Origin of the sequence: Microvirgula aerodenitrificans DSM 15089 (assembly GCF_000620105.1) — a bacterium.
Classification (GTDB): Bacteria; Pseudomonadota; Gammaproteobacteria; order Burkholderiales; family Aquaspirillaceae; genus Microvirgula; species Microvirgula aerodenitrificans.
This window is the reverse complement of record NZ_JHVK01000001.1, coordinates 25,838-38,265: the sequence shown is the minus strand read 5'-3', so window position 1 is coordinate 38,265 and position 12,428 is coordinate 25,838. Positions and strand designations below refer to the sequence as shown.

Genomic DNA, 12,428 nt, shown 5'->3' with positions numbered 1-12,428 from the left:
CATGGCTTGGCTTCAAGTCTCTATCGATGCTGACAGCCGTATCGCTGAACGCTTCGCCGACGCACTGATGGAACTCGGCGCCCTGTCCACCGCCATCGAGGATGCGGCGGCGGGTACCGAATTCGAGCAACCGATCTTCGGTGAACCGGGCGAGCCGGTCGACCAGTTGTGGGACAAGAGCCGCATCATCGCCCTGTTCGACGCCGACGCCGACGTGGCGGTGATGATCGCCGCCGCGGCCGCCGAGGCCGGCATGGCCCTGCCGGCCTGGAAGGAAGAGACGGTCGAGGCGCAGGACTGGGTGCGGGTGACCCAGGCGCAATTCGACCCGATCCGCATTTCCGACCGGCTGTGGATCACGCCGACCTGGCATGAGTCGCCGGCGCCCGATGCCATCAACCTGGCCCTGGACCCGGGCCTGGCCTTCGGCACCGGCAGCCATCCGACCACGCGGCTGTGCCTGCAGTGGCTGGATGCCAGCATCACCGGCGGCGAGCATATCCTCGACTACGGCTGCGGCAGCGGCATCCTTGCCATTGCCGCGCTGAAGCTGGGCGCCGCCGATGCGGTAGGCATCGACATCGACAAGCAGGCGGTCACCGCCAGCAATGACAATGCGGCTCAGAACAGCGTCACCGCCACCTTCGGTCTGCCCGATACGCTGGTGGAGGCGTCGCAGTACGACGTGCTGCTGGCCAATATCCTCGCCAATCCGCTGCGTGTGCTCGGCGACCTGCTCGCCTCCCACGTGCGCCCCGGCGGCCGCATCGTGCTGTCCGGCATCCTCGACGAGCAGGCAGAGGAACTGTCCCGCCTGTACAGTCAGTGGTTCGACATGGATGCGCCGGTATTCGACGAGGGCTGGACCCGACTGACGGGTACCAGACGGAGTGTTTGATTACGCTGACATAATTGCAATGCGCCGCAGCCGAGCGGCGCATTTGCATTTATCGTACCCGCCTGTGTAACCTCATAAGCAAGAACCGAGAAAACCCATAGCTGACCCCATGTATACAACCCAATGCCCTCATTGCGACACCCGCTTCCGCCTGCAACCCGAACAGCTGGACGCTGCAGACGGGCTGGTGCGCTGCGGACGCTGCCGCACGGTGTTCAACGCCAGAGCGCATCTGGAAGAAGAGCCGGCAGCGGAAACGCCGGTCGAGCCCGACACGACCGCCCCGGCCGGCGCACGCGCCGAAGACTTTGCGACCCCCGGCACCGGATCAACCGCGCCGTGGGATGAAAACGCCCCGGCCAATGAGGCGCAACGGCTCGCGCATCGCATGCGCCAGGCCAAGTCGGGCGAATGGGCAGCCGAGCCGCTGAAAGCCTCCAGCGACGAAATCGAACTGGCACCGGCCGGCAGCTCGCACGATTTCGACCTCGACCTGCCCGACCTCGCCACCCTGTCGAGTTATGGCGAAGTCGAGACACCGCCCCCGCCGGCAGAGGAGCCGGAAGTGCCACCGCTGCCGCCGCTGCAGGAAGACCGGCAGCCGGAAGCGCAGCCCCCGGAACCCGAGACGCCGGTCAGGAATGAAGAGCCCGACTTCGCCAGCCTGCTCGACAGCCTGAAGACGCCACCCCGGGTCGAACCGGTCGTCGGCGCCGTCGTCAGCGCCACCACCGAGCCGGACTTCGACGTCAGGATCGGCGACCACAAGACTCCGCTGCGCGTCGATGACGAGCACACGCCGGTCCCGCTGCCGGAAGACCGGCCGGTGCGTCCCGCCCGCTCCGAAAAAGCCAGGAAGAAGACCGCCGGGCCGAAGCGCAGCTTCGCCTGGCTGTGGCTGATCGGCGCCCTGCTGGCCGCCATCGCCCTGGCCGCCCAGCTGGTGTACCTGTTCCGTACCGAGATCGCCAGCCAGGTGCCGGGCGCCCGCGCGCCGCTGGAAGCCGCCTGTAAGGCGTTCGACTGCACGGTGCCCTTGCCGCGCCAGAGCGAGCTGCTGCGCACCGAGTGGTCGGAAATGAGCTTTATCCCGGAACAGAGCGCACTGGTGCAGCTGTCCGCCACGGTCATGAACCACGCCGACTACGACATGGACTGGCCGTACATGCAGGTCACGTTCAAGGACGCCTCCGAGCACGTGCTGCTGAAAAAGGTCTTCCCGCCGAAGGAATGGCTGCCTGCCGGCGAGCAGAAACAGCCGGCCTTTGCCGCCAACAAGGAGGTCAAGGTCAACATGCAATTGAACCTCGGCACCCTGCGTGCGCAGGGCTACAGCATCGCCTGGGTCTATCCGTAACATCTGGCCAAGGCAAATCCCGCTCCATCTGCTAGGATGAGCGGGTTTTTTTCACCTTTTGTTGACGAGAATCATATTCCATTCGTCATAGTTAAAGCACGATGACCTATCTTGCGCCGGCACGGTCCTGACTTGTCTCATTCCCGACCGCTCCTGCGTTGCAGGGCAGTCCGAAGCAGCATGACCGATCCGGCACCGCCCGACTGCCGTCTCCGGCTCCGTCAGAGAATCCGCCATGCCCGACTTGTCCATTCGCACTCGTCTGTCCCTGCTGATCGCCGTGCCGCTGCTTGCACTGACCGGCTATGCCGGATACGACGCAAACAGAAGCTGGAACACCATCGAGGAGATGGCGTCGACATCGGCGCTGATCGCTTTCTCGACCGCCTCCGGTGACCTGGTTCATGCCCTGCAGGCCGAACGCGGCCGCTCGATCGGCTTCCTGAACGGCGACCCTGACCGCAAGCCGGTCGACGCGACCCGTGAGGACAGCGATCGCGCCAACGCCAACCTGCTCGATTTCATCCAGAATCGCCCGCTGCCGATTGCCATACAATCGAATATCGCACCGCTGAAAGCCAAGCTCGGCGAACTGGCCGCGCTGCGCGCCAGACTCGACGCGCGCCAGCTGCAGCCGGCCCAGGCGCTGGCGGCCTATACCGGCCTGATCGACGAGCTGTTCGCCTTTGTCGGCACACTGGAACATGCCACCCGCGACCCGGAGCTGTCCCGTGACACCACCGCGCTGCTCGGCCTGATGTGCCAGAAGGAATTCGCCGGCCGCGAACGCGCCACGCTGAATGGCGCGCTGTCTGCCGGCCAGCTCGACACTGCCGCCCGCGACCGCATCATCGGCGGCATGGGCCAGCAGGCGGCCTGTGAGAAGCAGTTCGAGCGCGCTGCCGCGCCGGAAATGAGCGAGGTGTACAAGATCATCCAGGGCACGCCGGAATACCAGGGCGGGCAGAAGATGCGTGATTCACTGATCGTGCCGGGCGAAATCGCCGCCGTCGGCGTCAAGCCTGCCGACTGGTTCAAGGCCTCGACACTGCATATCGACGCGATCAAGGGCATGCAGGACACGCTGAGCCTGACCATGCAGGCCAAGGCCGACGGCCACCTGGCCGACGCTCGCCGCTCGCTGGCCATCACGGGCGGCATTACCGCGCTGCTGCTGGCCATCGTCATCGTCATGTCGCTGATGACGCTGCGCAGCATCCTCAAGCCGATCAACCAGCTGCGCCAGTTGATGGACGACATGGCCCGTTCGCTGAACCTGTCGCTGCGCACCGGCATGAAGGGCAAGAACGAAATCGCCGCCATGGCCGGCAGCTTCGACCGTCTGGCCGCCACCTTCGAGCAATCGCTGAGCGAAGTCGGTGACAACGCGGCCACACTGGCCACCGCCGCGCGCCAGCTTACCGCCATCAGCGCCCAGGCCTCCGAGGCCAGCAGCGCCCAGACCGAATCGTCGAACCGCATTGCCGATGCCGGCGAGGAAATGAGCCAGGGCATTGCCGAGGTCGTGCGCCATGCGCATGCCAGTCGCGACAATGCCGATGCCTCGCGCCGCCTGGCCGACGAGGGGGTCGAGCACATGAATGCCACCACCGCCGAAATTCGCCAGCTGGCCAGCCAGGTCAACGATGCCACCCAGCGCATCGAGGGCCTGCATGCCCGCTCGCAGGAAATCAGCCGCATTATCGTGACCATCCGTGAAATCGCCGACCAGACCAATCTGCTGGCGCTGAACGCGGCCATCGAAGCCGCGCGGGCCGGCGAGCAGGGCCGCGGCTTTGCCGTGGTGGCCGACGAAGTGCGCAAGCTGGCGGAACGCTCGAGCCTGGCCACGGTCGAAATTTCCACCCTGATCGGCGCCATTCGCACCGACACCGATGATGTCGCCGGGCAGATGAACGAGGCCAGCCAGCGCATGCACGACGGGCTGACCCTGCTCGACACCGTGCAGCAGACGCTGGGCCGCATCCGCGCCAGCGCCGAGGGCACGCTGGACAAGACCAGCGAGATCAGCAAGTCGATGCAGGAGCAGGAAGTGTCCAGCGACGCCGTGGCCCAGGGCATCGTCACCATTGCCGGCCAGATTGCGCAGACCGGCCAGCTGGTCAACGAAACGGCCGAGGTCGCCGGGGCGCTGGACGTGACCGCCGACCGCCTGATCGGGCTGGTCGGACGCTTCCGCCACGGCCAAATACAGGCTTGACAAAACGCCCCGCCGGTCTTTCCGCCGTTTAATCGTTCAGGCGCGTTGCTCCGGGCGGGGCTCTGTGAAAAAATCGACTCAATTCAACGGATTTTGGTTTTCTCACTATGCTGGACCGGGACGGCTATCGCCCCAACGTGGGAATTATCCTCTGTAACGCGAAAAATCAGGTGTTCTGGGGCAAGCGGGTGCGCGAGCACTCGTGGCAGTTTCCACAAGGGGGTATCAAACCGGGCGAAAGCCCGGAAGCGGCCATGTACCGCGAACTGATGGAAGAAGTGGGCTTGTCCCCTCATCACGTGAAGATCCTCGGTCGCACCCGCGACTGGATGCGTTATGAGGTACCGCCCAACTGGGTCCGTCGGGAATGGCGAGGCAGTTACAAGGGACAGAAACAGATCTGGTTCCTGCTGCGCCTGACCGGACGTGACTCCGACGTCTGTTTGCGGGCATCGAGCCATCCTGAGTTCGATGGCTGGCGCTGGAGCGACTACTGGTCGCCCATCGACAGCGTGATCGACTTCAAACGCGGCGTGTACGAATCGGCGCTGACCGAGCTCGCCCGTCTGTTGCGCGGGCTGGACGCCCGCCAGTCGTAGCGCCCTGCCCCCCGGCTTCCGGGAGGTTTATCGACCCGCCCGGCGTGGCGGTGCCGCGCCGATTGCGAAAAGGAGCTGTGCATGGCCCTGACCCCTTCTTCCATGCTGCCGCTCGGCTACCCGCTGCCGGCGTTCGAGCTGCCGGACGGCACCGGCCGCCGCTACCGCAGCGAGCAGCTTGCCGGTCCGGCCGGCCTGCTGGTCATTTTCATCTGCAACCATTGCCCTTATGTGAAGCACATCGACCCGGTGCTCGCCCCGCTGGGCGCGGTACTGGCGGCACAGGGTATCGGCATGGTCGCCATCTCCAGCAACGACGTGGTCGCCTATCCGGACGACGCGCCGGCGCGCATGGCGGAGACCGCGCACCTGCTCGGCTACACCTTTCCGTACCTGTATGACGAAGACCAGTCGGTTGCCCACGCCTTCCATGCCGCCTGCACCCCGGACCCGTACCTGTTCGATGCCGGCGGCCACCTGGTCTGGCGCGGCCAGCTCGATGCCAGCCGGCCCGGCAATGGCATTGCGGACGCCGCCGACCTCAGGCGCGCCGTCACCGCCATGCTGGCCGGCCAGCCGCCGCTGACCGAACAGAAGCCCAGCATCGGCTGCGGCATCAAGTGGCGCAAAGCCTGACCCTTTCCGGACATCCATGCTGAATACACCCCGCCCCCCGTACGGGCTGGCCGCGCTGGTCGCCGTTGTGGCGACCTGGTCGGCCATCCTGCCGTTCGACCGCCCGACCTGGTGGCTGGAAGTCGCGCCGGTACTGCTGGCCGCGCCGCTGATCGCCCTGAGCTGGCGCCGCTTCCCGCTGACGCCGCTGCTGTGCGCCGCCGTGGCGCTGCACATGATCCTGCTGTTGTATGGCGGCCACTACACCTATGCCGAGACGCCGTTCGGCAACTGGCTGCGCGAGCAGCTCGGTACCGAACGCAATCCGTTCGACCGCCTCGGCCACCTGGCGCAGGGCTTCGTGCCGGCACTGGTGGTCCGCGAGATCCTGCTCCGCCGCTCGCCGCTGCACGCCGGCAAATGGCTGACCTTCATCACCCTGTCGATCTGCCTGGCCATCAGTGCCGCCTACGAACTGTTAGAATTCGCGGCGGCGATGGCCATCGGCCAGGGCGCCGACGAATTCCTCGCCACCCAGGGCGATCCGTGGGATACACAGTGGGACATGCTGTGCGCGCTGATCGGCGCGACGCTGTCACTGCTGTTGCTGTCACCACTCCACAATCACCAGATCGCGAAACTCCGTAGATTTTCCTGATGAGTCAGACTTACGACGAAAGTGCCGTCCGCGTCCTGAAGGGCCTCGAGCCCGTCAAGGAACGGCCGGGCATGTACACCCGCACCACCGACCCCACCCATATCTGCCAGGAAGTCGTCGACAACGCGGCGGACGAGGCGCTGGGCGGCTATGCGCGCAAGATTGCCGTCACCGTACACACGGACGGCTCGCTGTCGGTCGAGGATGACGGCCGTGGCATTCCGGTCGGCCTGCATCCGGCCGAACACATTCCGGTAGTCGAGCTGGTGTTCACCCAGCTGCACGCCGGCGGCAAGTTCGACAAGACGGCCGGCGGCGCCTATGCGTTCTCCGGCGGCCTGCACGGTGTCGGCGTCTCGGTCACCAATGCGCTGTCGACCCGGCTGGAAGTCGAGGTCAAGCGCGACGGCGCGGTATGGCGCATCGTGTTCTCCGGCGGCGACGTCATCGAACCGCTGACGCAGATCGGTGAATGCGGTGCCCGGACCTCCGGCACCAGCGTCCGCGTCTGGCCGGACCCGAAATACTTCGAGAGCCCGCGCTACTCGATGACCGAGCTCGAACGCCTGCTGCGCGCCAAGGCGGTGTTGCTGCCCGGCGTGGCCGTGACGCTGACGATCGAAAAGGCCGACGGCAGCAGCGACACCCGTACCTGGCGCTATCCGGACGGACTGAAAAGCTATCTGGACGAGCTGTGCAACAGCGACGCGCCGCTGGCGCCGCCGTTCGCCGCCGAACACTATGCCGGCCCCGATCACGACACCTTTGCCGAGGGCGAAGGTGCGGCATGGGCCTTTGCCTGGTTCGAGGAAGGCACCGGCGGCGGCGAAAGCTACGTCAACCTGATCCCGACCGCCTCCGGCGGCACCCACGAGGCGGGGCTGCGCACCGGCGTGTTCGAGGCAATGAAAGCCTTCGTCGAGCACCATGGCCTGATGCCGCGCGGCGTGAAGCTGCTGGCGGAAGACGTATGGAGCCGCGCCCGCTATGTGTTGTCGGCCCGCGTGCTTGACCCGCAGTTCCAGGGCCAGACCAAGGAAAAGCTCAACAACCGCGATGCGCTGAAGCTGGTCTCGGCCATGGTGCGCGACCCGTTCGAGCACTGGCTGAACACCCATGTCGACGACGGCAAGAAGATCGCCGAGCTGGCCATTCGCCAGGCGCAGCACCGGCTGAAGTCCACGCGCAAGGTCGAAAAGAAAAAGGGCTCCGGCGTCGCCGTGCTGCCCGGCAAGCTGACCGACTGCGAGAGCGAGGACATCGAGCGCAACGAACTGTTCCTGGTCGAGGGCGACTCGGCCGGCGGTTCGGCCAAGCTGGCGCGCGACAAGGAAACCCAGGCCATCCTGCCGCTGCGCGGCAAGGTGCTGAACAGCTGGGAAACCGACCGCGACCAGCTGTTCGGCAATGCCGAAATTCATGATATCTCGGTGGCGATCGGCGTCGATCCGCATGGTGACGGCGATGCGCCGGACCTGTCCGGCCTGCGCTACGGCAAGATCGCCATCCTGTCGGATGCCGACGTCGACGGCTCCCACATCCAGGTCCTGCTGCTGACGCTGTTCTATCGCCATTTCCCGAAGCTGGTCGAACACGGCCATATCTACGTGGCACAGCCGCCGCTGTTCCGCGTCGACGTTCCCGGCCAGGGCAAGACCCGTCCGCCGCGCAAGTTCTACGCGCTGGACGAGGCGGAAATGGACGGCATCGTCGACCGGCTGCGCGCCGAGCAGGTGCGCGAAGGCAGCTGGTCGGTCAGCCGCTTCAAGGGCCTGGGCGAGATGAACCCGGAGCAGTTGCGCGACACCACCATGAATCCGGACACCCGCCGGCTGCTGCCGGTGCAGATCCGCACCGACGCCCACGACGACACCCGCAGGATGTTCTCGATGCTGATGGGCAAGGGCGAGGCCAGCAGTCGCCGCACCTGGATGGAAGCACACGGCAACGAAGTCGAGACCGATATCTAGACTGCCGGTCACTGCGGGCGGCATGGCGCCGGTTTGCAGACAAACAGAAGGGAGCCCTGGGGCTCCCTTCTGTTTTTGCCGCTTTGGCCTTCCGGTCCGGACTATTCGTCGTCGCCGCCGCGCATGCTGCGGTCAACTACCTGACGGGTCAGGTGCGGGGCGAACAGTTCGATGAAGTGGTAGGCGAAGCCGCGCAGGTACGCATCGCGGCGGATGCCGATCCGGGTGGTCGACGGCAGGAACAGGTGCTCGGCATGCACGAAGCCGAGCTGGGTGTCGCGCTCCGGCTCGAATGCCATGGTGGCGATGATGCCGACCCCGAGTCCCAGCCCGACATAGGTCTTGATCACGTCGGTGTCGATGGCGGTCAGCACGATATTCGGTTCGATGCCGGACAGTTCGAAGGCACGGTTGATATTGTTGCGGCCGGCAAACGCGTAGTCGTAGGTCACGATCGGCCACGCGGCGATGTCCGCCAGCGTCAGCGGATGGTCAAGCGACAGGATCGGATGGCCGAGCGGCGCCACCACACTGCGGTTCCACTGGTAGCAGTCGAGTGCGGTCAGTTCGGAGAACTGGTCGATGCTTTCGGTCGCCACGGCAAAATCGGCCTCGCCAGCCACGACCATTTCGCAGATCTGGATCGGATTGCCCTGCTTGATGCGCAGCGAGACCTTCGGATAGCGCTTCAGAAACGCCTGCACCGCGGTCGGCAGCGCATAGCGTGCCTGGGTGTGCGTGGTGGCGATGGTCAGTTCGCCCTCTTCCTCGCGGGCGAACTCGTCGCCGACCCGCTTCAGGTTCTGCGCTTCGCGCAGGATGCGGCCGGCGATATCCAATACCTGCTGGCCCGGTTCGCTGACCGCCACCACCCGCTTGCCGTTGCGGATAAACACCTGAATGCCCAGTTCGTCTTCCAGCAGGCGAATCTGCTTGGAAATCCCGGGCTGCGACGTGTGGAGTTTCTCCGCCGCCTCGGACACATTCAGGCCCTGCTTGGCGACCTCCACCAGATAACGCAACTGCTGCAGCTTCATTCTGCTCCCCTGCCGGGCGGCCCCCTGTCGTCTGGCCGCCGGTTTCTAAATAACCCTGAACGCTTAAACTCTAACACAATCTTCTTTTGGTGTTCTAAAGCCGTCTGGGTACGATACGGCCTCAGCCAGTAACAGGAGAATGCAGTGGAACTCGACGCCAAAGTCGCGGCCGCGCGCGCGCTACTCGCCGGAATCGCCAGCGGGCATGCCCCTGCCGTGTTCACGACGAGCTTCGGCGCCGAGGACATGGTCATCACCGACCTTATCGCCGACGGGAATATCGATATCGATATCGTCAGCATTGATACCGGTCGCCTGCCGGCAGAGACTTATGAACTGATGACGCGAACGGCCAGCCGCTATCCGCAGCAGCGCATCGACGTGCTGTTTCCCGATCATCAGGGCGTGGAAGCCTTTGTCGCGCAACACGGCGTCAATGGTTTCTACGACAGCGTCGACGCGCGCAAGGCCTGCTGCGCGGCACGCAAGCTCGAACCGCTGCGCCGCGCACTGGCCGGCCGCAATGCCTGGGTGACCGGCCTGCGCCGTGCCCAGTCGGTGACCCGCGAAGGGCTGGGCGAAAGCGAATACGACGAACAGTACCGGCTGACCAAATTCAACCCGCTGCTCGAATGGAGCGAACGCGACGTCTGGGATTACCTCCGCGCCCGCGACGTGCCCTACAACACCCTGCACGACCAGCACTATCCGTCCATCGGCTGCGCCCCCTGTACGCGGGCCATCGCCGTCGGCGAAGACGTGCGCGCCGGCCGGTGGTGGTGGGAGAATCCCGAAAACAAGGAGTGCGGCCTGCACGTCCATATGCTGAAACCCGCTGCCTGAGTGGCGTTTCCCGATCCGCCCGACCGCCTTTGCGCGTGTCATCAATGCCTGCAATCGAGCCATGTACCAGTACGACGACTTTGACCGCCGCATCGTACGCGAGCGCGTCGACCAGTTCCGCGACCAGACCCGACGCTTTCTCGCCGGCGAACTGTCCGAGGATGACTATCGACCGCTTCGCCTGCAGAACGGCCTGTATATCCAGCGCCATGCGCCCATGCTGCGCATCGCCATTCCCTACGGCACCCTGTCCAGCGTCCAGCTGCGGGCGCTGGCCGCCATTGCCCGCGAGTTCGACCAGGGCTGGGGCCACTTCACCACCCGCCAGAACCTGCAACTGAACTGGCCGAAACTGGAAACCGTGCCGGACATCCTCGACCGGCTGGCCGACGTCGACATGCACGCCATCCAGACCTCGGGCAACTGCATCCGCAATACCACCACCGACCACTTCGCCGGCGTCGCCGCCGACGAGCTGTTCGACCCGCGCCCGTACTGTGAACTGATTCGTCAGTGGTCGACGCTGCACCCCGAGTTTGCCTACCTGCCGCGCAAGTTCAAGATCGCCGTCAACGGTTCGGCCACCGAGGACCGCGCCGCGAGCTGGTTCCACGATGTCGGCCTGTGTGCGCAGCGCAACGAGGCCGGCGAGATCGGCTTCAAGGTCATGGTCGGCGGCGGCCTCGGCCGCACGCCGATCATCGGCAGCGTCATCCGCGACTTCCTGCCGCCGGAACACCTGCTGACCTACCTCGACGCCATCCTGCGCGTCTACAACCGCTATGGCCGGCGCGACAACAAGTACAAGGCGCGCATCAAGATCCTGGTCAAGGCAATGACACCGGAAGCCTTCGCCGCACGGGTCGAGGACGAGTGGCGTCATCTGAAGGATGGCGTCGGCACCGTCAGCGCCGACACCATCGCCATGCTGACCCGCCACTTCGCGCCGCCGGCTTACGACACGCTGGAAACACCGGATGCCGGCTTCGCCGCGCAGCGCCGCGACGACCGTGCTTTCGCCCGCTGGCTGGAACGCAACACCCTGGACCACCAGGTGCCCGGCTACCGCGCCGTCACCCTGTCGCTGAAACCGCACGGGCTGCCGCCCGGCGACATCAGCTCGGAACAGATGGAAGCCGCCGCCGGCTGGGCCGACCGCTTCGGCTACGGTGAAGTCCGTGTCAGCCACAACCAGAACCTGATCCTGCCGGACGTGCGCGAGCGCGACCTGTACACGCTGTGGCAACTGGCGCGGGAACAGCGGCTGGCAACGCCGAACATCGGCCTGCTGACCGACGCGATCTGCTGCCCGGGCGGCGACTACTGTTCCCTGGCCAACGCCAAGTCGATCCCGGTCATTGCCGCCATCGCCGAGCGCTTCGACAACCTCGACTACCTGGAAGACCTCGGCGACCTCGAACTGAACCTGTCCGGCTGCATGAATGCCTGTGGTCACCACCATATCGGCCATATCGGCATTCTCGGCGTCGACAAGAACGGGGAGGAGTGGTACCAGGTCACGCTGGGCGGCGACGCCGGCCGCAGTGCATCGCTGGGCAAGGTCATCGGCCCGTCGTTCGCGCGTGCCGACATGCCGGACGTCATCGAAAAGCTGCTGCATACCTATATCGAACACCGTGCTGCCGGTGAGCGCTTTATCGACACCCTGCGCCGCATCGGCGCGGAACCGTTCAAGGAACGCGTATATGCCAAAGCTGATCAGACTCACTGATGCCGGCGCGGTCATCGGCAACGATGACTGGACCCTGCTGCGCGATCCGGAAACGGAGGCGCTGCCGGCGTCCGGCGACGTGATCGTGCCACTGGCCCTGTGGCAGACCCGGCGCGAGGCGCTGGAAAAACATGCCGGCCGGGTTGGCGTGTGGCTTGCGGCCGATCAGGAGCCGGCCGAAATGGGGGCGGATGTTGCAAATTTGCCACTAATTGCCATCGATTTTCCGCAATTTGCCGACGGAAGAGGCTATAGCAGCGCAAAGTTGTTGCGAGAAAGATACAATTACAGACAGGAGTTGCGTGCAATCGGTGACGTACAACGCGACCAGCTATATTACCTTTCACAAGTTGGATTTAATGCGTTTGCCATTAGATCCGACCGAAATCCGGAAAGTGAAATCGCTGGTCTGTCCGACTTTTCCACCAGCTATCGCAGCCGGGGTTGGGGAGGACGACGTGTTCAAGGGTCTGACGCATGATTTGTGGTACCGTAGCG

Annotated in this window: 11 protein-coding genes; 10 read left to right on the top strand and 1 reads right to left on the bottom strand. The window is 65.1% G+C overall.

Annotated elements, in window-relative coordinates:
- Position 1 precedes the first annotated feature (1 nt).
- From prmA to parE, 7 genes are all read left to right on the top strand, one after another.
- Positions 2-898: a 50S ribosomal protein L11 methyltransferase gene (gene prmA / locus Q352_RS0100205; RefSeq protein WP_028497580.1), complete on the top strand. Its 897-nt coding sequence runs from the start codon at positions 2-4 to the stop codon at positions 896-898.
- A gap of 109 nt (positions 899-1,007) precedes the next feature.
- A complete protein-coding gene (locus tag Q352_RS22095; RefSeq protein WP_028497579.1) occupies positions 1,008-2,255 on the top strand; it encodes a DUF3426 domain-containing protein in 1,248 nt (415 codons plus the stop codon).
- 235 nt (positions 2,256-2,490) lie between these two features.
- Positions 2,491-4,476 (top strand): methyl-accepting chemotaxis protein, encoded by a 1,986-nt coding sequence (locus Q352_RS0100195; RefSeq protein WP_028497578.1) that lies wholly within the window; start codon positions 2,491-2,493, stop codon positions 4,474-4,476.
- A gap of 107 nt (positions 4,477-4,583) precedes the next feature.
- Positions 4,584-5,075 carry an RNA pyrophosphohydrolase gene (locus Q352_RS0100190; RefSeq protein WP_028497577.1) on the top strand — a complete coding sequence of 164 codons (492 nt, stop codon included), beginning with the start codon at positions 4,584-4,586 and terminating at the stop codon, positions 5,073-5,075.
- An 81-nt stretch (positions 5,076-5,156) separates the two neighbouring features.
- Entirely contained in the window at positions 5,157-5,711 is a 555-nt protein-coding gene (locus tag Q352_RS0100185) for a thioredoxin family protein (RefSeq protein ID WP_028497576.1), read from the top strand.
- A 16-nt stretch (positions 5,712-5,727) separates the two neighbouring features.
- A complete protein-coding gene (locus tag Q352_RS19270; protein ID WP_036384644.1) occupies positions 5,728-6,348 on the top strand; it encodes a DUF2238 domain-containing protein in 621 nt (206 codons plus the stop codon).
- On the top strand, positions 6,348-8,318 hold the full coding sequence (gene parE / locus Q352_RS0100175; protein WP_028497575.1) for a DNA topoisomerase IV subunit B: 1,971 nt from the start codon (positions 6,348-6,350) through the stop codon (positions 8,316-8,318). The genes Q352_RS19270 and parE overlap by 1 nt, the downstream gene beginning before the upstream one ends.
- Positions 8,319-8,419: 101 nt before the next feature.
- On the opposite strand, the gene cysB is transcribed toward parE, so the two are convergent.
- Positions 8,420-9,355 (bottom strand): HTH-type transcriptional regulator CysB, encoded by a 936-nt coding sequence (gene cysB, locus Q352_RS0100170; protein WP_028497574.1) that lies wholly within the window; start codon positions 9,353-9,355, stop codon positions 8,420-8,422.
- 144 nt (positions 9,356-9,499) lie between these two features.
- On the opposite strand from cysB, the gene Q352_RS0100165 reads away from it, so the two are divergent.
- The 3 genes from Q352_RS0100165 (at position 9,500) to Q352_RS0100155 (ending at position 12,411) form a co-directional block, all read left to right on the top strand.
- Positions 9,500-10,198 (top strand): phosphoadenylyl-sulfate reductase, encoded by a 699-nt coding sequence (locus tag Q352_RS0100165; protein WP_028497573.1) that lies wholly within the window; start codon positions 9,500-9,502, stop codon positions 10,196-10,198.
- A 61-nt stretch (positions 10,199-10,259) separates the two neighbouring features.
- Positions 10,260-11,930 (top strand): nitrite/sulfite reductase, encoded by a 1,671-nt coding sequence (locus tag Q352_RS0100160; protein ID WP_028497572.1) that lies wholly within the window; start codon positions 10,260-10,262, stop codon positions 11,928-11,930.
- Positions 11,905-12,411, top strand: a complete 507-nt coding sequence (locus Q352_RS0100155) for a DUF934 domain-containing protein (protein WP_028497571.1) — start codon at positions 11,905-11,907, stop codon at positions 12,409-12,411. Before Q352_RS0100160 ends, Q352_RS0100155 begins: the two co-directional genes overlap by 26 nt.
- Positions 12,412-12,428 lie beyond the last annotated feature (17 nt).

Bases quoted from the DNA above. Each gene is read 5' to 3' on its own strand.
- prmA (WP_028497580.1), top strand. From the start codon at position 2: ATGGCTTGGCTTCAAGTCTCTATCGATGCTGACAGCCGTATCGCTGAA.
- Q352_RS22095 (WP_028497579.1), top strand. From the start codon at position 1,008: ATGTATACAACCCAATGCCCTCATTGCGACACCCGCTTCCGCCTGCAA.
- Q352_RS0100195 (WP_028497578.1), top strand. From the start codon at position 2,491: ATGCCCGACTTGTCCATTCGCACTCGTCTGTCCCTGCTGATCGCCGTG.
- Q352_RS0100190 (WP_028497577.1), top strand. From the start codon at position 4,584: ATGCTGGACCGGGACGGCTATCGCCCCAACGTGGGAATTATCCTCTGT.
- Q352_RS0100185 (WP_028497576.1), top strand. From the start codon at position 5,157: ATGGCCCTGACCCCTTCTTCCATGCTGCCGCTCGGCTACCCGCTGCCG.
- Q352_RS19270 (WP_036384644.1), top strand. From the start codon at position 5,728: ATGCTGAATACACCCCGCCCCCCGTACGGGCTGGCCGCGCTGGTCGCC.
- parE (WP_028497575.1), top strand. From the start codon at position 6,348: ATGAGTCAGACTTACGACGAAAGTGCCGTCCGCGTCCTGAAGGGCCTC.
- cysB (WP_028497574.1), bottom strand. From the start codon at position 9,355: ATGAAGCTGCAGCAGTTGCGTTATCTGGTGGAGGTCGCCAAGCAGGGC.
- Q352_RS0100160 (WP_028497572.1), top strand. From the start codon at position 10,260: ATGTACCAGTACGACGACTTTGACCGCCGCATCGTACGCGAGCGCGTC.
- Q352_RS0100155 (WP_028497571.1), top strand. From the start codon at position 11,905: ATGCCAAAGCTGATCAGACTCACTGATGCCGGCGCGGTCATCGGCAAC.